29 protein-coding genes and 1 tRNA gene are annotated in these 24,665 nt (G+C 64.7%); 13 read left to right on the plus strand and 17 right to left on the minus strand.

All coding sequences use genetic code 11. The features are described 5' to 3' along the window. Nucleotides 1-552: 552 nt before the first annotated feature. Together pssA and B6V72_RS13155 are read right to left on the minus strand one after the other, a co-directional pair. Nucleotides 553-1,299, minus strand: a complete 747-nt coding sequence (gene pssA, locus B6V72_RS13150) for a CDP-diacylglycerol--serine O-phosphatidyltransferase (RefSeq protein WP_075775469.1) — start codon at nucleotides 1,297-1,299, stop codon at nucleotides 553-555. A 21-nt stretch (nucleotides 1,300-1,320) separates the two neighbouring features. After that, nucleotides 1,321-2,019 carry a phosphatidylserine decarboxylase gene (locus B6V72_RS13155; RefSeq protein WP_088723616.1) on the minus strand — a complete coding sequence of 233 codons (699 nt, stop codon included), beginning with the start codon at nucleotides 2,017-2,019 and terminating at the stop codon, nucleotides 1,321-1,323. Nucleotides 2,020-2,197: 178 nt separating this feature from the next. Between B6V72_RS13155 and B6V72_RS13160 the strand changes: the two genes are divergently transcribed. After that, the gene (locus B6V72_RS13160; RefSeq protein WP_088724945.1) at nucleotides 2,198-2,455 is read left to right on the plus strand and encodes a (2Fe-2S)-binding protein; all 258 of its coding nucleotides are present in this window, start codon (nucleotides 2,198-2,200) and stop codon (nucleotides 2,453-2,455) included. Then, the gene (gene bfr / locus B6V72_RS13165; protein WP_075775472.1) at nucleotides 2,439-2,924 is read left to right on the plus strand and encodes a bacterioferritin; all 486 of its coding nucleotides are present in this window, start codon (nucleotides 2,439-2,441) and stop codon (nucleotides 2,922-2,924) included. The genes B6V72_RS13160 and bfr overlap by 17 nt, the downstream gene beginning before the upstream one ends. 155 nt (nucleotides 2,925-3,079) lie before the next feature. Here the strand turns inward: bfr and rpsI are convergent, their stop codons facing one another. From rpsI to B6V72_RS13180, 3 genes are all read right to left on the minus strand, one after another. After that, nucleotides 3,080-3,580 (minus strand): 30S ribosomal protein S9, encoded by a 501-nt coding sequence (gene rpsI, locus B6V72_RS13170; protein ID WP_075775473.1) that lies wholly within the window; start codon nucleotides 3,578-3,580, stop codon nucleotides 3,080-3,082. 2 nt (nucleotides 3,581-3,582) lie between these two features. Further along, complete coding sequence (rplM, locus tag B6V72_RS13175; RefSeq protein WP_075775474.1) at nucleotides 3,583-4,044, minus strand: 50S ribosomal protein L13; 462 nt, start codon at nucleotides 4,042-4,044, stop codon at nucleotides 3,583-3,585. A 240-nt stretch (nucleotides 4,045-4,284) separates the two neighbouring features. After that, a complete protein-coding gene (locus tag B6V72_RS13180) occupies nucleotides 4,285-4,713 on the minus strand; it encodes a PaaI family thioesterase (protein ID WP_075775475.1) in 429 nt (142 codons plus the stop codon). A 63-nt stretch (nucleotides 4,714-4,776) separates the two neighbouring features. Here B6V72_RS13180 and B6V72_RS13185 point away from each other — a divergent pair, with 63 nt between their 5' ends. Then, nucleotides 4,777-5,565 (plus strand): enoyl-CoA hydratase, encoded by a 789-nt coding sequence (locus B6V72_RS13185; protein ID WP_088735775.1) that lies wholly within the window; start codon nucleotides 4,777-4,779, stop codon nucleotides 5,563-5,565. Nucleotides 5,566-5,571: 6 nt separating this feature from the next. On the opposite strand, the gene proB is transcribed toward B6V72_RS13185, so the two are convergent. The 9 genes from proB to bamE form a co-directional block, all read right to left on the minus strand. Further along, nucleotides 5,572-6,690, minus strand: coding sequence for a glutamate 5-kinase (proB, locus tag B6V72_RS13190; protein WP_075775477.1), 1,119 nt, complete (start codon nucleotides 6,688-6,690; stop codon nucleotides 5,572-5,574). Next, nucleotides 6,678-7,706, minus strand: coding sequence for a GTPase ObgE (gene obgE, locus B6V72_RS13195; RefSeq protein ID WP_088720287.1), 1,029 nt, complete (start codon nucleotides 7,704-7,706; stop codon nucleotides 6,678-6,680). The genes proB and obgE overlap by 13 nt, the downstream gene beginning before the upstream one ends. A 224-nt stretch (nucleotides 7,707-7,930) precedes the next feature. Continuing rightward, nucleotides 7,931-8,467, minus strand: coding sequence for a GNAT family N-acetyltransferase (locus tag B6V72_RS13200; RefSeq protein WP_075775479.1), 537 nt, complete (start codon nucleotides 8,465-8,467; stop codon nucleotides 7,931-7,933). A gap of 209 nt (nucleotides 8,468-8,676) precedes the next feature. Next, nucleotides 8,677-8,946, minus strand: a complete 270-nt coding sequence (gene rpmA / locus B6V72_RS13205; protein ID WP_075775480.1) for a 50S ribosomal protein L27 — start codon at nucleotides 8,944-8,946, stop codon at nucleotides 8,677-8,679. Between the two features lie 12 nt (nucleotides 8,947-8,958). After that, entirely contained in the window at nucleotides 8,959-9,591 is a 633-nt protein-coding gene (locus tag B6V72_RS13210; RefSeq protein ID WP_075775481.1) for a 50S ribosomal protein L21, read from the minus strand. 192 nt (nucleotides 9,592-9,783) lie between these two features. Further along, entirely contained in the window at nucleotides 9,784-10,902 is a 1,119-nt protein-coding gene (locus tag B6V72_RS13215; protein ID WP_088735776.1) for a CaiB/BaiF CoA-transferase family protein, read from the minus strand. Nucleotides 10,903-11,056: 154 nt separating this feature from the next. Continuing rightward, nucleotides 11,057-12,886 carry an ATP-binding cassette domain-containing protein gene (locus tag B6V72_RS13220; RefSeq protein ID WP_088735777.1) on the minus strand — a complete coding sequence of 610 codons (1,830 nt, stop codon included), beginning with the start codon at nucleotides 12,884-12,886 and terminating at the stop codon, nucleotides 11,057-11,059. Between the two features lie 141 nt (nucleotides 12,887-13,027). Next, complete coding sequence (locus B6V72_RS13225) at nucleotides 13,028-13,744, minus strand: GNAT family N-acyltransferase (protein ID WP_088735778.1); 717 nt, start codon at nucleotides 13,742-13,744, stop codon at nucleotides 13,028-13,030. Between the two features lie 50 nt (nucleotides 13,745-13,794). Next, the gene (bamE, locus tag B6V72_RS13230; RefSeq protein WP_075775485.1) at nucleotides 13,795-14,247 is read right to left on the minus strand and encodes an outer membrane protein assembly factor BamE; all 453 of its coding nucleotides are present in this window, start codon (nucleotides 14,245-14,247) and stop codon (nucleotides 13,795-13,797) included. A 170-nt stretch (nucleotides 14,248-14,417) separates the two neighbouring features. Between bamE and B6V72_RS13235 the strand changes: the two genes are divergently transcribed. The 8 genes from B6V72_RS13235 to B6V72_RS13270 all read left to right on the plus strand — a co-directional run bounded on the left by B6V72_RS13235 (nucleotide 14,418) and on the right by B6V72_RS13270 (nucleotide 20,361). Then, the gene (locus B6V72_RS13235; protein ID WP_075775486.1) at nucleotides 14,418-15,008 is read left to right on the plus strand and encodes a DUF177 domain-containing protein; all 591 of its coding nucleotides are present in this window, start codon (nucleotides 14,418-14,420) and stop codon (nucleotides 15,006-15,008) included. Nucleotides 15,009-15,224: 216 nt separating this feature from the next. Further along, nucleotides 15,225-15,431 (plus strand): 50S ribosomal protein L32, encoded by a 207-nt coding sequence (rpmF, locus tag B6V72_RS13240; RefSeq protein ID WP_075775487.1) that lies wholly within the window; start codon nucleotides 15,225-15,227, stop codon nucleotides 15,429-15,431. A gap of 78 nt (nucleotides 15,432-15,509) precedes the next feature. After that, nucleotides 15,510-16,631: a phosphate acyltransferase PlsX gene (gene plsX / locus B6V72_RS13245; RefSeq protein WP_088723618.1), complete on the plus strand. Its 1,122-nt coding sequence runs from the start codon at nucleotides 15,510-15,512 to the stop codon at nucleotides 16,629-16,631. Then, nucleotides 16,628-17,602 carry a beta-ketoacyl-ACP synthase III gene (locus B6V72_RS13250; RefSeq protein ID WP_075775488.1) on the plus strand — a complete coding sequence of 325 codons (975 nt, stop codon included), beginning with the start codon at nucleotides 16,628-16,630 and terminating at the stop codon, nucleotides 17,600-17,602. The genes plsX and B6V72_RS13250 overlap by 4 nt, the downstream gene beginning before the upstream one ends. A 145-nt stretch (nucleotides 17,603-17,747) precedes the next feature. Continuing rightward, complete coding sequence (gene ihfA, locus B6V72_RS13255) at nucleotides 17,748-18,047, plus strand: integration host factor subunit alpha (RefSeq protein WP_075775489.1); 300 nt, start codon at nucleotides 17,748-17,750, stop codon at nucleotides 18,045-18,047. Between the two features lie 27 nt (nucleotides 18,048-18,074). Then, nucleotides 18,075-19,052, plus strand: a complete 978-nt coding sequence (locus tag B6V72_RS13260) for a MerR family transcriptional regulator (protein ID WP_088735779.1) — start codon at nucleotides 18,075-18,077, stop codon at nucleotides 19,050-19,052. An 87-nt stretch (nucleotides 19,053-19,139) separates the two neighbouring features. After that, a tRNA-Pro gene (locus B6V72_RS13265) sits at nucleotides 19,140-19,217 on the plus strand. 61 nt (nucleotides 19,218-19,278) lie between these two features. Continuing rightward, on the plus strand, nucleotides 19,279-20,361 hold the full coding sequence (locus B6V72_RS13270) for a 2'-deoxycytidine 5'-triphosphate deaminase (RefSeq protein ID WP_088735780.1): 1,083 nt from the start codon (nucleotides 19,279-19,281) through the stop codon (nucleotides 20,359-20,361). 146 nt (nucleotides 20,362-20,507) lie between these two features. Here B6V72_RS13270 and B6V72_RS13275 read toward each other — a convergent pair whose 3' ends face one another. Beyond that, nucleotides 20,508-21,680, minus strand: a complete 1,173-nt coding sequence (locus tag B6V72_RS13275) for an FAD-dependent monooxygenase (RefSeq protein ID WP_088735781.1) — start codon at nucleotides 21,678-21,680, stop codon at nucleotides 20,508-20,510. A gap of 123 nt (nucleotides 21,681-21,803) precedes the next feature. Then, nucleotides 21,804-22,226 carry an RNA polymerase-binding protein DksA gene (dksA, locus tag B6V72_RS13280; RefSeq protein ID WP_075775492.1) on the minus strand — a complete coding sequence of 141 codons (423 nt, stop codon included), beginning with the start codon at nucleotides 22,224-22,226 and terminating at the stop codon, nucleotides 21,804-21,806. Nucleotides 22,227-22,464: 238 nt separating this feature from the next. Here dksA and B6V72_RS13285 point away from each other — a divergent pair, with 238 nt between their 5' ends. Both B6V72_RS13285 and B6V72_RS13290 read left to right on the plus strand, forming a co-directional pair. Continuing rightward, nucleotides 22,465-23,307, plus strand: coding sequence for a MoxR family ATPase (locus B6V72_RS13285; RefSeq protein ID WP_088720281.1), 843 nt, complete (start codon nucleotides 22,465-22,467; stop codon nucleotides 23,305-23,307). A gap of 61 nt (nucleotides 23,308-23,368) precedes the next feature. Beyond that, nucleotides 23,369-24,370, plus strand: coding sequence for an aldo/keto reductase (locus tag B6V72_RS13290; protein WP_088735782.1), 1,002 nt, complete (start codon nucleotides 23,369-23,371; stop codon nucleotides 24,368-24,370). Between the two features lie 68 nt (nucleotides 24,371-24,438). On the opposite strand, the gene B6V72_RS13295 is transcribed toward B6V72_RS13290, so the two are convergent. Further along, nucleotides 24,439-24,654 carry a hypothetical protein gene (locus tag B6V72_RS13295; protein ID WP_088735783.1) on the minus strand — a complete coding sequence of 72 codons (216 nt, stop codon included), beginning with the start codon at nucleotides 24,652-24,654 and terminating at the stop codon, nucleotides 24,439-24,441. Between the last annotated feature and the right edge of the window lie 11 nt (nucleotides 24,655-24,665).

Below are 24,665 nucleotides of genomic sequence, written 5' to 3' on the forward strand. Positions count from 1 at the left end.
TATGCTCCGGTCCGCATCGATCATCGACCAAACCGCCCGCATATCTCTTCAGATATCTATCAATGTCAAAGAGCGCGAGGCCAAAAAGAACCGGAAGCGCTTATCTTAAGCGCAGCCCGCCCTCAAACCTCAGTAGTTTTCGTTGCCTTCCGTGTCAGCGTCGCTGGCCCTTCCGGCGCCCCGTTGCGTTCCGTTTGTTCCGCTTCGGTGAGGGGGGTTCTACGCATAGGCGCCGGGGTCCGCAACAGCTTTTTTCATCTGATCGTCACTTTTTTCTCGATACCCTTATTTTGTTGGTCAAAAAACCGGCAAAAAGCGAAGTCGAGGGGATGGCCCCCGAGAGAGGCAGGTGGAATCGCCTTCGCCTGCCCTTGGGGCACCCGATTCCGTTTCGCGTAAATCACCCGAATTCACGCCGATCGCCCGGGTGAATCGCATCTCTGCCTGATGAATCGCTCCCCTGCCCTCGCGTCCCCGCTGAATAGCGCTTCTGAAACGCAAACGCCGCCCCGGGGAGGGGCGGCGTTCGGTCGTCTCAATCAAGCTGCGGGGTCACGCGCGCAGGATCCGGCCCCGTGCCTTCCAGATCGCCGGGATCAGCATCACCGCGTAGATCGCGGCAAGGATCACCATCAGCAGCCAGATCCGCGTGAACACCATGCCGACTGCGATCACCGTCCCGATCAGGAGAACACCGACGGCGCGACGCGGAATGCGCATCGCTTTCGGCGAGAAGGTCTTGATCCGCGAAATCATCAACAGACCGACGAAGCCCAGCCAGAAGGCCACGACCACCGGCACCGCGCGCGCGTCGCCCAGTTCGGCGAAGCTGATGAACATCGGCAGGAGCGCGAGCCCTGCCCCGGCCGGGGCGGGAACCCCGGTGAAATGGCGCATCGAGTCGGGCTCGGCGCGCATCACGTTGAACCGCGCGAGACGCAGGCAGGCCGCGCCGGTGTAGACCAGCACGAAGACCCAGCCGAACGCATGAGTCTCTCCCAGCGCGAAGCGATACAGCAAAAGCCCGGGTGCCACCCCGAAACAGAGGAAGTCGGACAGGCTGTCGAGCTCTGCCCCGAAATCCGAGGACGCGTTGAGCCGCCGCGCGAGCAACCCGTCCATCCCGTCGATCAGCGCCGCGAGCAGGATCAGCACCACCGCGGATTCGAACCGGTCATCCATCGCGAAACGGATCGAGGTCAGCCCCAGCCCCATCCCGGCGATCGTGACGAGGTTCGGCACCAGCTGCAGAAACGGCAGCCGGTCCTTCTCGTGCGGATCGATTTCGTGGTCTTTCATCGCGCCCTCCCAGAGCCTCTCTTACCGAATGCCGCCGGAGCGCGCTTGTTCCGTGCTCTCGAGATCGGCGATCACGGTTTCGCCCGCGACCATGTTCTGGCCGATGCAGACCAGCGGGTTCACTCCCTCGGGCAGGTAGATGTCGAGGCGCGAGCCGAACCGGATCAGACCGAAGCGCTCGCCGGTCAGCAAGGACTGGCCCTCTTTCGACCAGCACATGATGCGACGCGCGACGAGCCCTGCGATCTGCACCACCCCGTATTGGCGGCCATCGGGCAGGGTCACGGCAAGGCCGTTGCGCTCATTGTCAGAACTGGCCTTGTCGAGCGAAGCGTTGAGGAATTTGCCAGGCCGGTAGGCGACCTTCGAGATACGCCCTGCACAGGGAAGCCGGTTCACATGGCAATTGAAGACCGACATGAAAACCGAGATCCGCATCATCGGCTTGTCGCCGAGCCCCAGCTCCGCCGGAGGCACCGCCGGTTCCAGCAACGAGACGACCCCGTCGGCGGGCGATACCATCAACCCCTCGCGGGTAGGCGTCACCCGCGGCGGGTCGCGGAAGAAGTAATAGCACCAGACCGTCAGCCCGACCCCGATCCAGCCGAGCGGCTCCCAGATCAGGAACAGGATGAAGGCGATCCCCGCGAAGATGGCGACGAATTTGCGCCCTTCGGGATGCATCGGTTTCACGAAGGTGGAGAGCATGGAGACGGACATACGGGCCTCTTGAACTGTTTGCCCGTGCTTACCCCAGTTGCACGGCGATGGAAACGGGGGCGGGAGATGGCACCGCGCGACCCGATATCCGACTCTTTCCGTCGGATTGACTTTTCTGACAAAACTACTCACCTATAGGGGCAGATACCCACCTCCCCCGGAATCAGGGCGCGCAACCATGATCATCTGCCATTGCCAAACCATTACCGATCGCGACATCCATGCGGCGATCGACTGGATGCGAAAATCGGACCCGAGCACGATCATCACGCCGGGCAAGATTTATCACGCGCTCGGCAAACGCGCCGATTGCGGCGGATGCATGCCGCTCTTTCTTTCCACGATGCGCAAGAATACCAATTTGAAAGTGCCGGTCGAACTGACCGGGCTGAGACAGGCACCAACGGAAGGAAGACGACATGAAGGGCGACGCTAAGGTCATCGAATATCTAAACGCGGCTCTGCGCAGCGAATTGACGGCCGTTTCGCAATACTGGCTGCACTTCCGGATGCAGGAAGATTGGGGCCTTGCCGCGATGGCAAAGAAATCGCGTGAGGAGTCGATAGAAGAGATGCATCACGCCGACAAATTGATCGCACGCATCCTGTTCCTCGAAGGCCATCCGAACCTGCAGAAGCTCGACCCGCTGCGTATCGGCGAGGGCCCGCGCGAGACGCTCGAATGCGACCTCGCGGGAGAGCATGACGCGCTGACCCTCTACCGCGAGGCCCGCGACCATTGCGAAAGCGTGCGCGATTACGTCTCGAAGGATCTGTTCGAAGAGTTGATCGCCGACGAGGAAGGTCACGTCGATTTCCTCGAGACCCAGCTCGACCTCTACGACCGCGTAGGCGCACAGAATTACGCCCTGCTCAACGCCGCAAAGATGAACGAGGCGGAATAATCCCCGCCTTTCTCAGGGCAGACAGGCTCGAAGGCGCTCCGAACGGGGCGCCTTCATCGTTTGCACCGGTCGGAATTCGGGGGCCAAGGGGCGAAGTCCCAAACGAAAAGCGGCCCCCGTATGGGAGCCGCTTTCCAAATCGTATCTCGCGAAGTTTAGCGCTTCGAGAACTGGAAGCTACGACGGGCTTTCGCGCGGCCGTATTTCTTACGTTCCACAACGCGCGAGTCGCGGGTCAGGAAGCCAGCGGCTTTCAGAGCCGGACGCAGCGAGGGATCGTAGAGCTGCAGCGCTTTCGAGATGCCGTGCTTGACTGCACCGGCCTGGCCCGAGAGGCCGCCGCCTGCGACGGTCGCGTAGACGTCGAACTGGCCGTCCACGTTCGCCACGCCGAAGGGCTGGTTCACGATCAGCTGAAGCACGGGACGCGCGAAGTACTTGTCCATCGCCTTGCCGTTCACTTCGATCTTGCCGGTGCCCGGCTTGACCCAGACGCGGGCGACCGCGTCTTTACGCTTGCCGGTGGCATAGGAGCGGCCTTGCGCGTCGCGCACGGGCTCACGGGGCGTGGAGGTTTCGGTTTCGGTGGCGCCAGCGTTGTCCGAGCCGGTCACGACCGATTTCAGATCGTCGAGGGTCTTGATATCGTCGGCCATGATCAGCTCCGGGTGTTCTTCTTGTTCATCGACTTGACGTCGAGAACTTCAGGCTGTTGCGCTTCGTGCGGATGCTCGGCACCGGCGTAGACACGCAGGTTCGCCATTTGCGCACGACCCAGACGGTTGCGCGAGATCATGCGCTCGACCGCCTTGATGACCACGCGCTCGGGATGCGCGCCCTCGAGGATCTGGCGCGCGGTGCGCGACTTGATCCCGCCGGGGTGGTTGGTGTGCCAGAAGTATGTCTTGTCGTCACGCTTCTTGCCGGTCATCTGCACCTTGTCGGCGTTGATGACGATGACGTTGTCGCCCATGTCCATGTGCGGCGTGAAGGTGGCCTTGTGCTTGCCACGCAGACGCATTGCGACGATCGAAGCGAGACGGCCCAGCACGACGCCTTCAGCGTCGATGATGACCCATTTCTTCTCGATCTCCGCGGGTTTTGCGGTATACGTTTTCATCTGTGATCTGCCCTTGTGGGGTATTTCGAATTCTGATGCGGGCTTTTGCGCGATTCCGGAAGCGTTTTCAAGTAGCGCGCTTCTTAATTTTACCAGCAAAAACAGTGCGATAAAAATTAGGTATCAAAATACCCCATCACTGCATGCGGTTTTCCGAGCCGGAGGGGGCTCTGCCCCCGGCGCATCCGCGCCTCCCCCGGGATATTTGGCCCAAGGCGAAGGCGCATCGAGAGCCCCGCCCTACCCCATCGCCCTCGGCGGGATCGAATAGGTCATGCTCGCACGCGCGACAGGCCGGTCGTCGCCCTCGGAGTAGATCAGCGCATCCCCAACGGCGAGGACGCGGCCCAGTTTCAGCACCCGGATCTTCGCGATCAGGTCGGCTCCGGCCGCTGGCTTGCGCATGAAATCCATGCTCGCATTGGTGGTCACCGCCAAGGCCACGCGCCCGATCCGGGCGAGGATCGCGATGTAGATCCCGACATCGGCCAACGCGAACATATTCGGCCCCGAGACAGTGCCGCCGGGTCGTAAATGACGCTCTTCCACTTTCAGCCGCACCACCAACTCGTCCTCGTCGAGCGCGTCGATCGCGAAGTCGCCTTTCACCTGCGGAAACGCCTCGTCGAGAAATTCCGCGAGTTCGTCGCGATCCATTACCAGCGCCATGCGCCCTCCCCTTCCCTTGTCCCTCTCTCGCCCCTAGAGTTTCGACAAAGAGGAGGAGTTTCAATGACAGATCTGGTGATCCGCGAGGATAAAGGCGCGGTGGCGCATCTGACGATGAACAGCCCCGGCAGCCTCAACGCGCTGTCGGATGCGATGCTCGCGGCGCTCAAGGCCCGGTTTTCGGAGCTGACCGAGGATACGAGCATCAAGGTCGTCGTGCTGCGCGGCGCGGGCAAGGCGTTCTGCGCGGGCCATGACCTCAAGGAAATGCAGCGCGGGCGCGAGGCCGAGGACAAGGGCCGCGCCTATTTCGCCGATCTCTTCTTCCGCTGCGCCGAGATGATGCAGATGATCCCGGCCCTGCCGCAGCCGGTGATCGCCGAGGTGCATGGCATCGCCACGGCCGCCGGATGTCAGCTCGTCGCCTCCTGCGATCTGGCGGTCGCCGCCGAGGGCACGCGCTTCGGGGTGAACGGGGTGAATATCGGTCTGTTCTGCTCGACCCCGATGGTGGCGCTGTCGCGCAACGTGCCGCGCAAGGTCGCCTTCGAGATGCTGACCACGGGCGAGTTCATCGATGCCACCCGCGCCCGTGAGGTCGGGCTGGTGAATCGCGTCGCCCCGCATGACGAACTCGGCGCCGAGACCGAAAAGCTGGCACAGACGATCGCGGGCAAGCTCGGCGCCGCGGTGAAGATCGGCAAGCGCGCCTTCTACGAACAGGCCAACATGGACCTCGCGAAAGCCTATGATCACACTGCGGCGGTGATGGTCGAGAATATGCTCTGGCGCGACACCGAGGAAGGCGTGCAGGCCTTCATCGAGAAGCGCAGGCCGGACTGGGCGGAGTAACCGGGCTCAGCCAACCACCATATCGTCGCGATGGATCAGCGCCGCGCGGCCGGGATAGCCCAGGATCTCCTCGATCTCGCCCGAGCGGTGCCCCGCGATCAGCCGCGCCTCGTCGCCGGTATAGCGCACGAGTCCCTTGCCGAGAACAGCGCGGTCCGGCCCCGCTATGGTAACGGGATCGCCGCGCCCGAAACGGCCGACGATCTTGGTGACGCCCGCCGGCAGCAGCGACTTGCCCGAGCGCAGCGCGTTCGCCGCGCCCTCGTCGACGAACAGCTCGCCACGCGGCTTCATCGCCGCGATCCAGCGTTTGCGCGCGGCCTGCGGGTCGCCCTCGGGCAGGAACCAGCTGCAGCGCCCGCCTTGCTCCAGTGCGCCGACCGGGTGATCGGCAAAGCCTTCCGCGATCGCCATCGCACAGCCGCCCGCCACCGCCACTTTCGCCGCCAGCAGCTTCGTTTTCATTCCGCCCTTCGAGAGGCCAGACACGGGATCGCCCGCCATCGCCTCGATCTCGGGGGTGATGTGTTCGATTACCGGCAGATGCTCGGCGCTCGGGTCGGTCTTCGGATTCGCCGTATAGAGCCCGTCGACATCGGACAGCAGCAGCAACTGATCCGCCCCGATCGTCACTGCGATCTGGGCAGCCAGCCGGTCATTGTCGCCGAAACGAATCTCGTCGGTCGCGACCGTGTCGTTTTCGTTCACGATGGGCACGACGCCGAGGCCCAGCAGCGTCTCCAGCGTGGCACGCGAATTGAGATAGCGCCGCCGATCCGCGGTATCTTCCAGCGTGACCAGAACCTGCGCGGTGCTGACGTCATGCGGGCCCAGAACTTCCTCATAGGCCCGCGCCAGGCGGATCTGCCCCACCGCCGCCGCGGCCTGGCTCTGCTCCAGCGGCAGCGTACCGCCCGCAAGACCGAGCACCCGCCGCCCCAAGGCGATGGACCCGGAGGACACGATCACGACGCCGGTGCCGCGTGCGCGCAAAGCCGCCACGTCCGCAGCCAGCGAGCGCAGCCAATCCGCGCGCAAGCCGCCCTGATCGACGAGAAGCGCCGATCCGATCTTGATCACCAGGCGCTTCGCCTGCGCCAGAGCGGGCGCGCTCACGGATGCCATGCTCCGCCCTCATCCTCCGGCTTAGGCTTGTCCTTGGCGATTTCCGCCCAGAGCGCGCGCAGCACATCCGGCACGCCTTTTTTCGACACGCCCGACATCAGCATGACAGGCCCACCCGACGCCTCTTCCAGCTCCGCCTTACGCTCAGCCAACGTCTCTTCATCAATCGCGTCGATCTTGTTGAGTACGGTGACGCGCGGCTTCTGCGCGAGGATTTCCGAATAGGCCTCCAACTCGCCGATGATCGTGCGCCAATCCTCGACCGGGTCCTCCGCCGTGCCATCCACCAGATGCAGCAGCACCGAGCAGCGCTCGACATGGCCCAGGAACTGATCGCCCAGACCCCGCCCTTCAGAGGCGCCCTCGATCAGCCCCGGAATGTCGGCCACGACGAATTCGCGCCCGTCGATGCCGACCACGCCGAGATTCGGAACCAGCGTCGTGAACGGATAATCCGCGATCTTGGGCCGCGCGTTCGAGGTCGCAGCCAGGAAAGTCGACTTGCCCGCATTGGGCAGGCCCAGAAGCCCCGCATCCGCGATAAGCTTGAGGCGCAGCCAAATCGTGCGCTCGACGCCTTCCTGACCGGGATTCGCCCGTTGCGGCGCGCGGTTGGTGGAGGATTTGAAATGCAGGTTGCCCCAGCCGCCATTGCCGCCCTTGGCGAGCAGCACGCGCTGCCCCACCTCGGTCATGTCGGCGATCAGCGTCTCCTGATCCTCGTCGAGAATCTCGGTGCCGACCGGCACTTTCAGCACGACGTCGTCGCCGTCCTTGCCCGTGCATTGGCTGCCCATGCCGTGCTGGCCGGATTTGGCGAAGAAATGCTGCTGGTAGCGGAAATCGATGAGCGTATTGAGCCCTTCGACCGCCTCGATCCAGACCGAGCCGCCCTTGCCGCCGTCGCCGCCATCGGGGCCGCCGAATTCGATATATTTCTCGCGCCGGAACGAGACGCAGCCCGCGCCGCCGCCGCCGGAGCGGATATAGACCTTGGCGAGATCGAGAAATTTCATGGCTTGGCCCCTTTCATCAAGGCGCCGCAATAGACGCCTGCGCGCGCAGGATCAAGCGCCGCGTGGGGCGCCGCCCCGCACACACCTGAGTTATTTCCATAGAGAGTACGGTGAATAGGTCGAGGAAGGCGGAATTTGTCCCGGCTGCCTCTTCTTCCTGATCCAAATATCCCGCGAGGGTCCGGGAGGGCTGCGCCCTCCCGTCCGCGGCTCGGGCCGCGCGCTTACATCTTGCGCAGATAGGTCCAGGTCGGAACGTGGCGCCCGCGCGCGAGCGACCAGCTTTCCGCATCGCCCAGATATTCGAAACCGCTATTGGTCAGGACACGGGCCGAGCCCGGATTGTCCTGAAAGACCTCGGCGAAGAGGGTGCGGGATTTGTGGGGATTGGCCTCGATGATGGCGGCGACCGCCTCGGAGGCGAGACCCGTATTCCAGAAGCCCGGGCCCACCCAATAGCCGATCTCGGACTGATCGTCGTCGAGACGTGTCAGCGAGACGACACCCAGAAGTTCGCCCATGCCATGGCGCGATCCATCGATCGCCCAGACGTCTTCGACGCGGTCGTCGGCCTGTGCGCGCGTGATGAAATTCTCGGCTGTGCCGGGCGGTAGTGGATGCGGGATCGCACGGGTGCCTTCGGCGACGCGTTTGTCGCCGGAATACATCTCGATCAGACCGGCATCCGAACGGCGCAGCGGGCGCAGCACGAAACGCTCCGTTTCGATCACGGGTTGGGTCGAAATCGTCTCCTGGTACATGGGCGCTCCTCCTCGAAACGCGGACGAACCGGCGGCTCCTCCTGCCGCATGGTCCTAGTAAATAAATAGGACAGCAAGATGACGATACATCCCCTGACCCGGTAAATTTCCTCGCTGCAAATGCAAACACCTTTGCGCCGCACTGCAACGAGAAAGGGGACCGGCCTTTCAGCCGATCCCCCGATTTTGTGACACTTTCGTCGGTCGGGTTACTCGGCGGCCTCCGCAGCCGGGAGGACCGATACGAAGGTGCGGCCCTTGAGGCCTTTATGGAAGGTGACGCGGCCTTCAGCCGTTGCAAAGATGGTGTGATCCTTGCCGAGGCCGACGCCCTCACCCGGCCACCACTTGGTGCCGCGCTGACGCACGATGATGTTGCCCGGGATCGCTGCCTGACCGCCGAACAGTTTCACGCCAAGACGACGACCCGCAGAGTCGCGGCCGTTACGGGATGAACCGCCTGCTTTCTTGTGTGCCATGGGTGTCTCTCCTTATTTCGCGAGCTCTTTGGCCTGCTCGACCCAGTCGGGCTTGACCTTGGTAGCTTCAAAGGTTTCGGGATCGACCGAAGCGAGCTGGGCGTAGGTGGTGATACCAGCTTCGTTCAGCTTCTTCTCGGCCGCCGGGCCGAGACCGGTGATGACCTTCAGATCGTCCGCTTCCGCGACGGCGGCGTCAGCCTTCGGCGCGGCTTTCGGAGCAGCAGCGGCCTTGGCGGGCTTGGCCGGAGCGGCTTCGCCTTTGCCACCATGCGCTGCACGACGCGCGATTGCGGTGCCCACGGCTTCCTTCACGCCCGACTTGTCGCCGCCGGTGGCGAGGACGTCGGTGACGCGCAGCAGGGTCAGCTGCTGACGGTGACCACGGGTACGCTGCGACGAGTGCTTACGACGACGCTTGTGGTAGGTGATGACCTTGTCGGCCTTGATGTTGTCGATGACTTCCGCCTGCACGGCCGCACCTTCGACGAAGGGGGTGCCGAACTGGGGCTTGTCGCCGCCGACCATCAGAATCTCGTTGAACTGGACTTTGTCGCCAGCTTCGGCTGCGAGCAGTTCCACGCGGAGCAGATCGCCCGCCTGAACCTTGTATTGCTTGCCGCCGGTCTTGAGGACCGCAAACATGGGTCTTTCCTTTTCTTCATCCGCGCCCTGTGGCCCCTGATCGGAGTTCGTTGGACCTGTTGGCCCGCCGTCGGACTGCGCGCTCCTCACGGGAGCGAAGTTGCAAAAACGAGGCCCGGCGGAAAGAGGACTCTCCGCCGGGTCGGGCCGATATCGGGGATCAGCCCCCGTCTGTCAAGGAAAATCGAGGTTTTATACGCAATCGCTCCAGCGGGCGAGCGCCTCCGCCGCAGAGATCCGCCGCCCCTTCGCGCATGCCTGCCCCGGCGTGGCCGAGAGCCGCGGCGCGGGGGCTGGCTGGGCGAGGCCGTCGAGATCGACATAGGCGCCGCGTTCGGCGTTCTGTGGATGCGCAATGGCCTCGGCGATCGACAGCACCGGCGTTGCGCAGGCATCGCTGCCTGCGAAGACCTCAGTCCAGTCATCGCGGCTGCGAGTCGCGAAGCGGTCCGCGAAGGCATCCCGCAAGGCCGGCCAATTCGCACGGGCCTCGCGCGCAGGCAAGGCCTCGGGCGCGAATCCCAGCCCCGCGATCAGCACCGTGTAGAATTGCGGCTCGAGCGCGCCGACCGCCATATGGCCGCCGCAGGCACATTCATAGACCGTGTAGAACGGCGCTGCCCCGTCGAGCAGATTCGCCTGCCGCCGATCCGTCCACGCCCCCTGCCCGGCCATCCCGGTGATCATCGCCATCAGATGTGCCACCCCGTCAGTGATCGCACAATCGACGACCTGACCCTGCCCGGTCTCCCGTGCGCGCCACAGTGCCGCCAGCATCCCGAAGGCCAGATAAATTCCGCCGCCGCCGAAATCGCCCAGAAGGTTGAGCGGAATCGCGGGCGCCTCTCCGCCCATCGCATGCAGTGCGCCGGTCAGAGACAGGTAATTGATGTCATGCCCGGCGGTCTGCGAGAGCGGCCCCTCCTGCCCCCAGCCGGTCATCCGGCCATAGACCAACGCCGGATGATCGGGGAAATCGTCCGGCCCCAGCCCCAGCCGCTCCATCACGCCCGGGCGCATGCCTTCGATCACCCCATCGGCGCAAGCGATCAGCGTGCGCACCGCCTCACGCCCGGCGTCGGATTTCAGATCCACCTCCACCACGTCGCGGCCCCGATCGAGCACATCGACCTCAAGCCCCAGAACGTGATTCTCCGCCCCGCCCGAGCCGGGCCGCGCGATGCGGATCACCTCGGCCCCGAAATCGGCCAGACACATTGCCGCGAACGGCGTCGGCCCCAACCCGGAAATCTCGACAATGCGCAGCCCGCTGAGCGGCCCCGCGCCCTTGGCCCCGGTTCGCTTGATCATACGCCCCTCCTGATCGCCCCGTCAGAGGGGCTCTGCCCCGCTGGCTCCGCCAGCCCCCGGGATATTTTCACCAATCCGAAAGAGAATGCCCTCCCCTTTGGCTTGGATCAAATATCTCCGCCGGGGGCATCCGACTTCACGGCGAGCGCCAAGGTCAGGCCTCTTGCGCCTTCTCTTCGAGTTCGAGCCATTCGACCTCGGCCGCGTCGAGCGCGGTCTGGCGGTCGCTCAGCATCTCGGTGGCCTTCGCGAATTTCACCGGCTCGCGGGTAAAGAGATCGGGATCGGCGAGTAACTCGTTGATCTTGGAGATCTCATGTTCGAGCTTCTCGATCACGCCGGGCAGCTCTTCCAACCGGTGTTTCTCGGTAAAGCTGAGGCCGGTTTTCTTCGGCGCAGCTTTCTGGGCTGCCGCGGGTTTCGACTCGGCTTTGGGTGCGTCCTTCTTCGGCGCAGGCTTGGCCTCGGGCGCGGCCTCAGCCTTCTGCGCCTGATAATCCGACCAGCCGCCCGCATAGACAGTAGCGCGCCCGTCGCCTTCCATCGCGATGGTCGTGCTGGCGACTCGGTCGATGAAATCGCGGTCGTGGCTGACCAGCAGCACCGTGCCGTCATATTCGCCCAGCAAATCCTGCAGCAAGTCGAGCGTTTCCACGTCGAGATCGTTGGTCGGTTCGTCGAGAATCAACAGGTTCGACGGTTTCGCCATGATCCGCGCCAGCAGAAGCCGAGCGCGTTCGCCACCCGAGAGCGCCCGGATCGGGCCGCGCGCCTGTTGCTCGTCGAAGAGGAAGTCCTTCAGATAGCCCACGACATGTTTCGGGGTGCCGCGCACCATCACCTGATCGGAGCGCCCCTTCACCGCCATGTCCGGGTCGTTCACCAGCCCGTCCCACAGAGTCTGCTCGGGATTGAGCGTCGCGCGCGCCTGATCGAAGACGGCGATCTCGAGATTCGTGCCCAGCTTGACCACGCCCTCATCGGGCTCAACCTCGCCGGTCAGCATCTTCAGAAGCGTCGTCTTGCCGACGCCATTGGGGCCGACGAAGGCCACGCGATCCCCGCGCAGCACGCGCAGATCGAAATCCTTCACGATCTGCTTGTCGCCGAAACGTTTGGACAGGCCCGTGGCCTCGATCACCCGCTTGCCCGATTGCTGGCCCGAGTCGAGTTCCATCGCCGCGACGCCCTGCCGTTTGATCTGGCTGGCGCGCTCGGCGCGCAGCGCCTGCAGCGCACGCACCCGACCCTGATTACGCTTGCGCCGCGCCGAAATACCTTCGACCGCCCAACGCGCCTCGGCCTTGATCTTGCGATTGAGCTTGTGGCGGGCCTCGTCTTCCTCGGCCCAGGCTTTCTCGCGCCAATCCTCGAACGTCTCGAAACCCTGCTCGTTGCGTCGCACCTCGCCCCGGTCGATCCAGAGCGTGGCCCGCGTCAGCGCGCGCAAGAAAGCGCGGTCGTGCGAGATCAGCACGAACGCCTTGCGGGTCTCCTTCAGCTGGTTTTCCAGCCAGGCGATCGCCTCGATATCGAGATGGTTCGTCGGCTCGTCGAGCAGCATCAGCTCCGGCCCCTCGGCCAGAAGCTTCGCCAGCGCCGCCCGCCGCCGCTCGCCACCCGAGGCGGTCTCCACCGGAGTCTCGGGTTCGAACTTCAGCCCTTCGGCGACCATCTCGACGCGATAAGCCTCGGCCGGATCCAGCTCGGAGGCGGCGAAATCGCCCAAGGTCGCGAAGCCCGAGAGATCCGGCTCCTGCTCCATGTAACCCACCGAGATGCCCGGCGGCACGACCCGCGTGCCCGAATCCGGCTCCACCAGCCCGGCCATCACCTTCATCAGCGTGGATTTGCCCGAGCCGTTGCGGCCCACCAATGCGACGCGGTCGCCTTGCTGGACGGTGAGCGAGAGCCCTTCGAAAACGGGATTGCCGCCGAAGGTGAGCGAAATGTCGGAAAGCTGTAAAAGCGGTGCGCGTGCCATGCTCGCGAGCTAAGCGGGCCTTGGCGAAAGGTCAATGGGCCATGCGCGACGCCGCCCCTATGAGCGAAGGCGTCCTGTTCCCCTTGGGACAAATATCCCCGCCGGAGGCTCCTGCCTTCTCAGCCCTCCGAAACGTCCGTGTTACCCGGCCAGCGCCCGCAAGCTGCGCCGCCGCGCCTCGGGGATCGCGGCGATCTCCAGTGCGGTGAAGACGTGACAGGTGTCGAGGTCGCGATCGATCACGGCGTGATCCGATACCCATCCGCCCATCCCGAGATAGGATCGCAGCAGCGGCGGCAAGGCACTGACGTCACCAACCTCCCCCGCCAGGGCCGCAGGGTAGTCCACACGCTCGGACGCTTTGGGGCGCGGACGCAACGCCTCTGGGCCAAGCGCACGCGCCGCGAGATGCGCGAGCCCTGAGCGATGCGTCCGCCAGTCGCTTCCCGTGAAGGAGGAGCAGCCAATCAGAAGCTCTGCCCCGGTCTCTTCGGCAATCCGTGTAATCGCAGCCCAGCCCAGACGCAGCACATCGGGATCGCGCAGGCCCGGACGCGTGCAGAACCGTCCCAGTTCGAGAATCGGCCCGGACCATGCGGCGAGCGGCGCGAGATCGTAGAACTGCGCGCAATAGCCCTCAGGCAGCACCGCCCCACACCCCAACAGCAAAAGCCGCGCGGCGGCGGCGGGGCCGTGATCGTCGCAAATCAGGATGTGGCGGCAAAGCGGGTCGAAGCGATCGGCATCCGAGGCGCCATTCCGGAAGGCCGCCGCGCGCAGTGCAAGCGCGGCCTCTCGATCCGCAGGGGGCTCTGCCTCGCGGACCTGATAGGTGCCTTTTGCGAAACTCAGGGACATGCGACCTCGCAGATCATGACGGCACCCGCCTCGGGGCCGCCCTGCTGCGATCAGTTGTTTCCGAGAACCTGACCCGCATTGACGCGACCGATCGAACCCATCAGCTGACGCAAGAAGCCGATGCCCTTGACCTTGCTCTCGGTCACGCGGCGCGACAGCGTCACGACCTGACCCTTCTCGAGGCCGAAGCGTTCGACATTCGAGACGACGCCATTGTCATTGAAGGACACGGCGACGACTTCGCGGCTGATTTCCTGCGGAGCGTGCCAGGTCACGGTTTTCCAGCGCGAACCGACGTAATACCAGCCCGAGCCTTCCAGCAGCCCGGTGGAGCTCGGCCGCCCGATCGCGGCGGCGACATCGTCGCGTGTGCTCTTGCCGACCTCGATCTGGGCGAGGTCTTCGTCAATCGGCACATACCCGTGGTTGCGGTAGATCGGAGAGCAGGCCCCCGCGATAAGCACCACGCCGAACGCGATTAACAGCATGGCCTTGCGCATCATTGAACCGATCCCCACCTGCAACCCCCTATTGCCTCTGACACTTCGGGCTTTTAGTGACGCTTACATCATGACTGCGCCGCCCTCAAGCGCTAGAGCGCGCCGACAGGGCACTCGGGCGCATGCAAAGGGTCGCCAGACAGCACCGCGCGACCCAAAACAAGGAGCCGGACATGACACAGACCCCCGTCGATCCCGACCTGCCCGCCGCCCCCGAAACGATCTGGAGCGAGCCGATGCGGCTGGCCGATCTGCCCAGCCGAAAGCCGACGCGCTTCGACATCGAGGCCAAGGGAGAGCGGCTGCAAGCGATTGCAGACTGGGCGGATATTCGCGGCGTCGAGGCGCTGCGGCTTAAAGGCGAGCTCGCGCCGAAGGGCCGCTCGGACTGGGAGCTGCGCGCGACCCTCGAGGCCCGCGTGGTTCAGGATTGTGTGATCACCCTCGCCCCGGTCACGACCGATATCCGCGAAGAAGTGGTACGGCGTTATCTCGCCGATATGGAGATGCCGACCTCCGAAGAAGTCGAGATGCCCGAGGATGACACCGCCGAGCCGCTGCCCGCGACGGTGAATCTCGGCGTCGTCGCGCTCGAGGCGATGGAGCTGGCCCTGCCGCTCTATCCGCGCGCGGAAGGCGCGGAGCTGGAAGGCGCGCAGGTTACCGAGCCCGGCGCGGAGCCGCTCAGCGACGAGCAGATGAAGCCTTTTGCCAATCTGCGCGACTTGCTTGCCAAGGGCGAAAGCGGTAAGGGCGACGCCTAGTGGAAGACGCGGTTTCGCACCGCCCGAAACCGCTTGAAAAAAGGCCGGAAAAAAGGCTTGCACGGAAAAAGAATCCGAGTATGTTCCCGGCCTCATTCGACGTTTGGCTTCGCACCCCGAGAGACGCTTTCGGCCAAGTGACGAAACCACAAGGAAAATCAGGGCTGTAACGCCGCAAACACGGGCTACTGGCCCCCGAAACCCCGAGGTTGAGACATGGCTGTCCCTCAGAATAAAGTCACGCGTTCGCGCCGTAACATGCGCCGCGCCCACGACTCGCTTACCGCTGCAAACCCGGCGGAATGCCCCAGCTGCGGCGAACTCAAGCGCCCGCACCACGTCTGCCCGTCCTGCGGTCACTACGCCGACCGTGAGGTCGTCGCTCTGACCGAAGAGGTCGACCTGGACGACGACGCGGCGTAAGCCAGTCGACCCGCGCCGCACGTCATGCAAGACTCGCAAGACCAGCCGCAGACGGGATCGCAGATGAAGGCCGCAGAGATGCAGGCCGCCCAGAAGGGCAAAGCGCCGGCGAATGCCGGCGCTGTCGTTCTGTCCATCGACGCTATGGGCGGCGATCTTGGCCCCGAGGCCACGATCGCCGGTGTCGCGAAGGCGCACCACGCCCAACCCGATCTGCATTTCATCATCCACGGCCCGCGCGCCCAGCTCGAACCGCTGATCGCCAAGCATGATCTTGGCGAATGCATCGACCTGCGCCACGCCGAGCGGACCGTCACGATGGAGGACAAGCCCGCGCAGGTTCTGCGCAGCGGGCAGGATACCTCCATGTGGTCGGCCATCGAATCGGTGCGCGACAAGGAGGCCGATGTCGCGGTCTCCTGCGGGAATACCGGGGCGCTGATGCTGATCTCGATGATGCGGCTGCGCAAGGTGCCGGGCGTGAACCGTCCGGCCATCGCCTCCTTCTGGCCGTCGCGTGGGCCTGCTGGCTGGAATGTCATGCTCGATATGGGCGCGGACGTGAAAGCCGATGCGGAGGATCTGCTGACCTACGCCCTGATGGGCACGTCCTATGCGCGCAACGCGCTGGGGCTGGAGCGTCCGCGCGTGGGTCTGTTGAATATCGGCACCGAAGAGCACAAGGGCCGCCCCGAGCTGAGAGAAGCCCATGAGCTGATCGGCAACGCCCAGGAGGCGGGACAGTTCGACTTCGCGGGTTTCGTCGAGGGCAACGAGCTTGCCGGCGCCCGTGCTGACGTCATCGTGACCGACGGCTTCACCGGCAATGTCGCGCTGAAAACCGGCGAGGGCACGGCAAAATTCGTGGCCGAACTGCTGCGCGAGGCGCTGACCTCTTCCGTCATGTCGAAGCTGGGCGCACTCCTGGCGATGGGCGCACTCAAGCGCCTGCGGCACAAGACCGATCCGCGCCGCGCCAATGGCGGCGTCTTCCTCGGCCTCAACGGCACAGTCGTGAAATCGCACGGCTCGGCGGATGCCACCAGCTTCGCCGCCGCGATCGAACTGGCCGCCCGACTGGCACGCTCGGGCTTCGGCGCGAAGCTTGCCGCACGGGTTGCCACTGCCCTTCCCTCGGGGCAGGATGAGGCCAAATCCGGCGCGCCATCTGCCGCCGAGAAAAGCGAGAGCAGCCAATGACGATCAGATCCGTGGTGCGCGGCGTGGGCCATTACCTGCCCGAGCGCGTTGTCGAGAACGCCGAGTTCGAGAAAACGCTCGATACCACGGATGAATGGATTCGCGGCCGCACCGGGATCGAACGCCGCCACATCGCCGCCGAGGGGGAATACACTTCGGATCTCGCGATCAAGGCCGCGAAAGCCGCGCTCGAAGACGCGAATATGAGCGTCGACCAGATCGACGCGATCGTCGTCGCGACCTCGACGCCCGACAGCACTTTCCCTTCCGTCGCCACGATGGTTCAGGCGGGGCTGGGCTCGACCACGGGCTTTGCCTATGACGTGCAGGCGGTCTGCGCGGGCTTCATCTTCGCGCTGACCAATGCGAACGGGCTGATCCTCTCGGGTCAGGCCGAGCGCGTGCTGGTGATCGGCGCCGAGACCTTCTCGCGGATCATGGACTGGACCGACCGGGGCACCTGCGTGCTGTTCGGGGATGGCGCGGGCGCGCTGATCCTCGAAGCCGCCGAGGGCACGGGCACGTCGACCGATCGCGGAATCCTGTCGTCGGACCTGCATTCCGATGGGCGCTACAAGGACCTGCTCTATGTCGACGGCGGGGTGTCGACCACCGGAACGGCGGGCCATCTGCGCATGCAGGGCAACGCGGTTTTCAAACACGCGGTCACCAAGCTCGCCGAGACTGCGCACAAAGCCCTCGATAAGGCCGGGCTCACCGGCGAGAACGTCGACTGGATCGTGCCGCATCAGGCGAACCTGCGCATCATCGCAGCCACGGCCGAGCGGATGCAGCTGCCGATGGACCGCGTGATCGTCACGGTTCAGGACCACGGCAACACCTCCGCGGCCTCGATCCCGCTGGCCCTCTCGGTCGGCAAGCAACGCGGCCAGATCAAGGAAGGCCAGGTTCTGGTCACCGAGGCGATCGGCGGCGGTCTGGCATGGGGCTCGGTGGTTCTGCGCTGGTAAGCGCGGCCTCTCTGCATTCGTTTTAAGCGTCGCCCGCGCAAACGCGCGTGAGCCCGCGCATCAAGCCCGTCCGCCAAGTGCTTGATATTGACTCGGGAATTACGGTCGGTCACTGTTAGCGAAATTCTTTATCCGGGGGGATAGGATGTCGAAGACCCTGACGCGCATGGATCTCAGCGAAGCGGTGTTCCGCGAGGTTGGATTGTCGCGCAATGAATCGGCGCAGCTCGTCGAAAGCGTGCTGCAGCATATGTCCGACGCCCTCGTGGAGGGAGAGACGGTCAAGATAAGCTCTTTCGGTACCTTCTCGGTGCGCGAGAAAGCCAAGCGCATGGGCCGCAATCCCAAGACCGGCGAAGAGGTTCCGATCTCGCCGCGTCGCGTGCTGTCCTTCCGTCCCTCGCATCTGATGAAGGACCGCGTGGCGGCGGGCAATTCGAAGTAACCCGACAACAAGTGACAGGTCCTACCGATGGGTAAATCCGCCGACGCGTTTCGGACGATCTCTGAGGTTTCAGACCTTCTCGACACGCCGACCCATGTTCTACGGTTCTGGGAGAGCAAGTTCACCCAAGTGAAGCCGGTGAAGCGCGCGGGCGGGCGGCGGTATTACCGGCCCGCTGACGTCGCACTTCTGGGCGGCATCAAGCGTCTGCTGCATGACGAGGGTATGACCATCCGCGGCGTGCAGAAATTGCTGCGCGAGGAAGGTATCCGCGAAGTCGCCGCGCGGGCCGAAGTCAGCCTCGAGGATGAGCGCGAGACCGGTGAGGCCACGCAGAGCACTCCGGAGCCAATCGCTCCGGTTGCCGCGCCCCAGCCCAGCCCGGCGCCCGAAGAGGATACCCAGACGCAAGAACCCGCGCCGCAGGAACCTGCGCCCGAGACGGTCGACGCGGCCGCGACAGACGCTTCTCCGCAGGAGGACGCCCCGCGAGAGGCGGCGGCCCACGAGGACGTCGTGCAGGCGGCGGCTGAAGACGCCACCGAGAGCCGCGCGCCAAGCGAAGCGCTGCCCGAGCGTCCCGAGGAACTGCTCGACCTCAACGCCTCCGTGGAGGCGCCGATCGAGGCGCGTGAGAGCGGCTCGGTCACCCCCTTCCCCGGCGCCTCGCAGCCCTCGTTCTTCGACGAGTCGAAAACCGCTTCCCGCGAATCTCCCGAACGGGACGAGTCGGAGGATGACGCAGAGGCCCCGATGGCGCTCGATGTCGAACCCGAGCCGGAACCGTTGGCTCCTGTCGTGGCGATGACGATCGATCGCGGGGGGCAGGACCGCGCCGCGAAAAGCGCCCCGCGGGCCGATCTGGCCAAGCTGTTGCACGGGCTGCGCACCCTCGATCCGGCGCGGCTCAGCCCTGCCGATCGAGGCGATCTGCGCATGTTGCGTCTGCGTGCGCAGGCCCTTCAGCTGAGGCTCGCGCAGCATGGCTCCACGCGCGCGGAATGAGTGATCGCAACCCCGGACGAATTGGCGTGAAATTTCTCTCACTAACTGCTTGCACCCGCCGCCCGGTTCGCACTATATCCCCCTCGTCGGGCTGTGGCGCAGCCTGGTTAGCGCGTCCGTCTGGGGGACGGAAGGTCGTGAGTTCGAATCTCGCCAGCCCGACCATTTCGACAAACGCCCACCTCTTCATCGGGGTGGGCGTTCGTGTATCCGGAGGAGGGATCGGATGACCATCGGCGTGCTGCCCGACACGATGCTGCAAGAGATGATCACGCGCGGAGAGATCGCTGCGGATCCGGCCATCATTCCCGAACAGATCCAACCTGCGAGCCTCGACCTGCGGCTTGGCACCGTGGCCTACCGGCTGCGCGCCTCGTTCCTTGCGGGCAAAGGCCAGAAGGTCTCGCATCGCCTGCATGACTTCGAGATGCACCGCATGGCGCTGACCGATGACGGCGTGGTGCTGGAAAAGGGCTGCGTCTATCTCGTGCCGCTGATGGAGAGGCTCGCGCTGCCTGAGGGCGTCACGGCAGTCGCCAATGCCAAAAGCTCCACCGGACGGCTCGATCTGCTGACGCGGCTAATCACCGATGACGGCACCGAGTTCGACCGAATCCCCCAAGGCTATAGCGGCCCGCTTTATGCCGAGATCTGCCCACGCAGCTTCTCGGTGCTGGTACGGCCCGGAATGCGGCTCAACCAGATCCGATTCCGTGCAGGTCAGGCGGTGCTCAGCGATGCCGAGTTGAAGATCCTGCACCAGCAGGAGCCGCTCGTGGATGGCCCCGCCGTGATCGACGAGGGTCTGGGCTTCTCGGTCGATCTGAAGCCCTCTGAGGGCGATCTGGTGGGCTACCGCGCCAAGCCCCACACCGGGGTGATCGACATCGACAAGATCGGCCATTACCCGGCCCGCGACTTCTGGGAAGAGGTGCGCGCCTCCGATGGCCGCATCATCCTCGACCCCGGCGCGTTCTACATCCTCGTCAGCCGTGAGGCGGTGACGATCCCGCCCGACCACGCCGCCGAAATGGCGCCCTATCTGGCGATGGTCGGCGAGTTCCGCGTCCATTACGCGGGCTTCTTCGATCCCGGCTTCGGGCATGGGGCTGCGGGCGGCACCGGGTCGCGCGGGGTGCTGGAGGTGCGCTGCCACGAGGCCCCCTTCGCGCTCGAGCACGGGCAAGTCGTGGGCCGTCTCGTCTATGAGCGCATGGCCGAGGAGCCGCGCCAGCTTTACGGCAAGGACATCGCCTCGAACTACCAGGGTCAGGGCCTGAAGCTCGCCAAGCATTTCCGGATGGGGTGAGCCGGGAAACGCGGCCTTCCAGTGGAAGGACGCCCGGCGAACGCCCGAAGCGCAAGCGAAGGGCCGGGGCAGCGTCTCTGTGTCGACTGAGGGTCGGGCGCGGCCCGGGGCTGGTCGCCCCGCGCCCTCAGACAGGCACCACCGCCCTACCCGGCCTGCTGCGTCACGTCGTGGCCATAAATCCAGTCGAAACGCGCGACCAGCCGCTCCGGAGTGAACCGGGAGGCGGCGCGCAAAGCGAGATGACCCAAGGTGCGCGGAGCTCCTGACAGGTGATAATTCCGCGCGTTCTTGTTCGCCGCGGCCACGATCCGGTCACAGCGATCCCAGCGCGCATTCTGATAGGCCGCGAAAGCCAGCTCGTCGGTCTCGTGATTGGCAAGCGCCTCGGCCAGAACCCAGGCATCCTCCATCGCCATTACGGCACCCTGCGCAAGGAAAGGCAGAGTGGGATGCGCGGCGTCGCCCAGAATCGCGATACCGGGCGCGAACCAGCGCTCGGCCACAGGGTGACGGAACAGGCCCCATAGGTTAACTTTCTCGGCCTGATCGAGCCAGCCGCGCACGGTCGGGCAGAAATCCTCGAAGGCGGTGCGCAGATTGATCGGATCATCCTCGAGCGCCCAGCTCTCCTCGACCCAGCGATGCCGCTCCTCGACCGCCACGATATTGCGCAGCCCCCGGCCCAGCGGATAGCTCACAAGGTGCTTGCCTGCGCCCATGAAGACCTGCGCGATCTTCGGCTCGGCATCGTCGCACGGCACCAGCGCGCGCCACGCCACCTGATGGGTGAAGAAGGGCGCCACCCGCCCGTTGAGCGCCTCGCGCGCCTTGGAATTCAGCCCGTCCGCGCCGATCAGCAGATCGGTTTCGATCTGTGCACCCTGCTTGGTGTGCAAGACCGGATGCGGCCCCGACAGGTCCACCCGCTCGATCTGTTGCAGAAGACGGATCTTCACACCGGCCTCGCGCGCGCCTTCGGCCAGCAGTTCGATCAGCCGGGCGCGGTGAACGAAATGGTAATCGGCATCGGGCCGCAACCGCGCCATGTCGAGCTTGGCCACCTGGCTCCCGGTCTCGCCATCGACGAGCCGCACCGCCTCGGCGCGCGGCCCCGCCGCCTCCAGCGCCTCGCCCAGCCCCAGCGCGCGCAGCACAGCCGCCCCGTTGGGCGAAACCTGCAGCCCGGCGCCGACCTCGCGGATCGCCTCGGCCTGTTCGAGCACCTCGACATCCGCGCCGCGCATCGCCAAGGCCCGCGCCACTGTCAGCCCCGCGATCCCCGCACCCAGAACCGTAACCTTGCGCCCGATCAGCATGGGACCTCCTTGAAAAGCGAACACCGGCACCTTGGCGGTGCCGGTGTCGAAATGTTTTGCGCGCCTTCCCGCCCGAAGGCAACGCGCGTTTCGTTCTCCGACACGCGCAATCCGCGCGTGGGATCAGTCGTCGCGATGCACCCGCTCGCGGCGCTCGTGCTTCTCCTGCGCTTCCAGCGTCATCGTCGCGATCGGACGCGCATCGAGACGCTTGAGCGAGATCGGCTCCCCGGTCTTTTCGCAATAACCGTATTCGCCATTCTCGATACGGCGCAGCGCCGAGTCGATCTTGCTGACCAGCTTGCGCTGACGGTCGCGGGTGCGCAGTTCCAGCGCACGATCGGTTTCCTCGGAGGCGCGGTCGGCAATATCGGGCACGTTGCGCGCCGATTCCGCGAGACCTTCCAGCGTTTCAGCGGATTGTTCGAGAAGTTCGGCCTTCCACGCCAGAAGCTTTCTGCGGAAATATTCCAGCTGCCGGTCATTCATGAAGGGTTCATTCTCGGCCGGACGATAATCATCCGGAAGGAAAACTTCTGCTCTCATACCTGCCCTCTCTTCCGGGCCGGGGGCGCCACCATGATCGTCATTCGCCATCGGCCAACTCTCCTCGGGCGCTCCAATACCCCAAGAACACAGGGTTGTCACGTCCGCATTCACCATCACTGCGCGTTTCCTCATCAATTCTTACGCTTGGGTTGCGGCAGCATTTTGGCGCAGATAGGTTGCAAACGATTTGCGCAAGATCATTGCGTAGCGATCTCGAAACCGGAGCGTATCCCCCGTGCAATTCCAATCGACCGACAGTTATGTCGCCCCGCCCGATCTCACCGTCGCGGTCAATGCCGCAGTGGCGCTGGAGCGCCCCCTTCTGGTGAAGGGCGAGCCGGGCACCGGCAAGACGGAACTCGCGCGGCAGGTGGCACAGAGCCTCGGGATGGAGATGGTCGAGTGGAACATCAAATCCACCACCAAGGCGCAGCAGGGCCTTTACGAATACGACGCCGTCAGCCGTCTGCGCGACAGCCAGCTGGGCGACGAACGCGTCAACGACGTTAAGAACTACATCCGCAAGGGCAAGCTCTGGCAGGCCTTCGAGGCGGACCGGAAGGTCGTGCTACTGATCGACGAGGTCGACAAGGCCGATATCGAGTTCCCCAACGACCTGCTGCAGGAACTCGATAAAATGGAGTTCCACGTCTACGAAACCGGCGAGACGATCCGCGCGAAGCACCGCCCCGTCGTCATCATCACCTCGAACAACGAGAAGGAACTGCCCGACGCCTTCCTGCGCCGCTGCTTCTTCCACTACATCCGGTTCCCGGAACCCGCGGTCATGCGCGAAATCGTCGCCGTCCATTTCCCCGACATCAAGGACCGGCTGCTGACCGAGGCACTGAGCCAGTTCTACGAGATCCGCGAAACACCGGGCCTCAAGAAGAAGCCCTCGACCTCCGAGGTGCTCGACTGGCTGAAACTCCTGCTCGCCGAGGACCTGAACCCCGAAGACCTCAAACGCGAAGGCGCGAGCCTGCTGCCGAAGCTGCACGGGGCGCTTCTGAAGAACGAGCAGGACGTACACCTGTTCGAGCGACTGGCTTTCATGGCGCGGCGGCAGGGGCGCTAGCGCCCCGGAACCCGATCACCCCGCTCACGTTGCCCCACCTGCTCACCAGAAAGGAGACCCCATGACCGACAGATACGAACTCCCGCACCCGATCGGCATGGGGGGCGTTGCGCTTGGCAACGAGTTCCGCGTCACGACAGACCGGCAGGCGGCGGACACGCTCGAGGCCGCGTGGGAGGCGGGCATCCGCTATTTCGACGTGGCGCCGCATTACGGCGTCGGCTTGGCCGAACGCCGCTACGGGCAGTTCCTGCATCACAAGCCGCGCGAAAGCTTCGTGCTCAGCTCGAAAGTCGGGCGGCTCCTGAAAGCGGGGCCCGAGCATCGCAATCAGCAGCTCATGCCCTACTCCCCCTCGCCCAATATCGAGGTCTACGACTACAGCCGCGAGGGTACGCTCCGCTCGATCGAGGACACGTTGCAGCGCACGGGGCTCGACAGTCTCGACGTGGTCTTCGTGCACGACCTCTCGCCCGATAACGGCGCGCTGCCGAAGGACTGGCTGGAGCTGTGGCCCGAGGCGGTCGAGGGCTGTTTCGCGACGCTGAGCGAGCTGCGTGACCAAGGGGTCATCAAGGCATGGGGCATGGGCGTGAACCGACCCGAGCCGATCCTGAAATCGATGGAAGACAGCGATCCGGATCTGCACCTGATGGCGAGCCAGTATTCGCTGGTAGAGCATGACCACGCGGTCGAGACGGTCTTCCCGGCGGCGCGCAAGCACGGCAACAGCTTCGTCATCGGCTCGGCGCTGAATGCGGGCTTCCTCGCGGGGCTGCACCGTTACCATTATGGCGACAAGAACAGTGTCATCGCGAAAGAGCGGATGGAGAAGCGCGATCGCCTGAGAGAGGTGGCCTTCGATCATGGGGTGAATCTGCTCGCGGCCGCGTTGCAATTCGCGAAAGCGCCGGATGTGGTGCAGACGGTGGTGGTGGGGCTTGGACGTCCCGACGAGGCGATCGACGACGTGGCGGCAATGAACATGCCGATCCCGGCGGAGTTCTGGCAGGACCTGCGCGGGGCCGGGCTGATCCACAAGGATGCGCCGGTGCCCGGCTAAGGCGTGAATAGGGGAAAGCACGAAGAAGGGCGTCGCGGGTTGATCCGGCGGCGCCCTTTTCCATGAGATCACATGCGCCGCGTGATCCGCGCCGCTTTGCGCGCGCGTTTGACCGCCTCGCGTGCGGTTTGGGCCTGCTTGCGCTCCTGCGCCGTCATCGAGCTCGCGCTCTTGCCCTTGCCGCCGCGCTTCGAAGCCATGCCGATGCCCTTGTTGATCCCCCAGTTGATCCCCCGGCGCAGGAACATCCCGATGACCATGTTGATGATCTGGTTGAAGTTCATCGGATATCCCC

The sequence above is a fragment of the Thioclava sp. F34-6 genome (assembly GCF_002213235.1).
GTDB classification, from domain to species: Bacteria; Pseudomonadota; Alphaproteobacteria; order Rhodobacterales; family Rhodobacteraceae; genus Thioclava; species Thioclava nitratireducens.

Bases quoted from the DNA above. Each gene is read 5' to 3' on its own strand.
- pssA (WP_075775469.1), bottom strand. From the start codon at position 1,299: ATGAAAGACCACGAAATCGATCCGCACGAGAAGGACCGGCTGCCGTTT.
- B6V72_RS13155 (WP_088723616.1), bottom strand. From the start codon at position 2,019: ATGTCCGTCTCCATGCTCTCCACCTTCGTGAAACCGATGCATCCCGAA.
- B6V72_RS13160 (WP_088724945.1), top strand. From the start codon at position 2,198: ATGATCATCTGCCATTGCCAAACCATTACCGATCGCGACATCCATGCG.
- bfr (WP_075775472.1), top strand. From the start codon at position 2,439: ATGAAGGGCGACGCTAAGGTCATCGAATATCTAAACGCGGCTCTGCGC.
- rpsI (WP_075775473.1), bottom strand. From the start codon at position 3,580: ATGGCCGACGATATCAAGACCCTCGACGATCTGAAATCGGTCGTGACC.
- rplM (WP_075775474.1), bottom strand. From the start codon at position 4,044: ATGAAAACGTATACCGCAAAACCCGCGGAGATCGAGAAGAAATGGGTC.
- B6V72_RS13180 (WP_075775475.1), bottom strand. From the start codon at position 4,713: ATGGCGCTGGTAATGGATCGCGACGAACTCGCGGAATTTCTCGACGAG.
- B6V72_RS13185 (WP_088735775.1), top strand. From the start codon at position 4,777: ATGACAGATCTGGTGATCCGCGAGGATAAAGGCGCGGTGGCGCATCTG.
- proB (WP_075775477.1), bottom strand. From the start codon at position 6,690: ATGGCATCCGTGAGCGCGCCCGCTCTGGCGCAGGCGAAGCGCCTGGTG.
- obgE (WP_088720287.1), bottom strand. From the start codon at position 7,706: ATGAAATTTCTCGATCTCGCCAAGGTCTATATCCGCTCCGGCGGCGGC.
- B6V72_RS13200 (WP_075775479.1), bottom strand. From the start codon at position 8,467: ATGTACCAGGAGACGATTTCGACCCAACCCGTGATCGAAACGGAGCGT.
- rpmA (WP_075775480.1), bottom strand. From the start codon at position 8,946: ATGGCACACAAGAAAGCAGGCGGTTCATCCCGTAACGGCCGCGACTCT.
- B6V72_RS13210 (WP_075775481.1), bottom strand. From the start codon at position 9,591: ATGTTTGCGGTCCTCAAGACCGGCGGCAAGCAATACAAGGTTCAGGCG.
- B6V72_RS13215 (WP_088735776.1), bottom strand. From the start codon at position 10,902: ATGATCAAGCGAACCGGGGCCAAGGGCGCGGGGCCGCTCAGCGGGCTG.
- B6V72_RS13220 (WP_088735777.1), bottom strand. From the start codon at position 12,886: ATGGCACGCGCACCGCTTTTACAGCTTTCCGACATTTCGCTCACCTTC.
- B6V72_RS13225 (WP_088735778.1), bottom strand. From the start codon at position 13,744: ATGTCCCTGAGTTTCGCAAAAGGCACCTATCAGGTCCGCGAGGCAGAG.
- bamE (WP_075775485.1), bottom strand. From the start codon at position 14,247: ATGATGCGCAAGGCCATGCTGTTAATCGCGTTCGGCGTGGTGCTTATC.
- B6V72_RS13235 (WP_075775486.1), top strand. From the start codon at position 14,418: ATGACACAGACCCCCGTCGATCCCGACCTGCCCGCCGCCCCCGAAACG.
- rpmF (WP_075775487.1), top strand. From the start codon at position 15,225: ATGGCTGTCCCTCAGAATAAAGTCACGCGTTCGCGCCGTAACATGCGC.
- plsX (WP_088723618.1), top strand. From the start codon at position 15,510: ATGCAGGCCGCCCAGAAGGGCAAAGCGCCGGCGAATGCCGGCGCTGTC.
- B6V72_RS13250 (WP_075775488.1), top strand. From the start codon at position 16,628: ATGACGATCAGATCCGTGGTGCGCGGCGTGGGCCATTACCTGCCCGAG.
- ihfA (WP_075775489.1), top strand. From the start codon at position 17,748: ATGTCGAAGACCCTGACGCGCATGGATCTCAGCGAAGCGGTGTTCCGC.
- B6V72_RS13260 (WP_088735779.1), top strand. From the start codon at position 18,075: ATGGGTAAATCCGCCGACGCGTTTCGGACGATCTCTGAGGTTTCAGAC.
- B6V72_RS13270 (WP_088735780.1), top strand. From the start codon at position 19,279: ATGACCATCGGCGTGCTGCCCGACACGATGCTGCAAGAGATGATCACG.
- B6V72_RS13275 (WP_088735781.1), bottom strand. From the start codon at position 21,680: ATGCTGATCGGGCGCAAGGTTACGGTTCTGGGTGCGGGGATCGCGGGG.
- dksA (WP_075775492.1), bottom strand. From the start codon at position 22,226: ATGAGAGCAGAAGTTTTCCTTCCGGATGATTATCGTCCGGCCGAGAAT.
- B6V72_RS13290 (WP_088735782.1), top strand. From the start codon at position 23,369: ATGACCGACAGATACGAACTCCCGCACCCGATCGGCATGGGGGGCGTT.
- B6V72_RS13295 (WP_088735783.1), bottom strand. From the start codon at position 24,654: ATGAACTTCAACCAGATCATCAACATGGTCATCGGGATGTTCCTGCGC.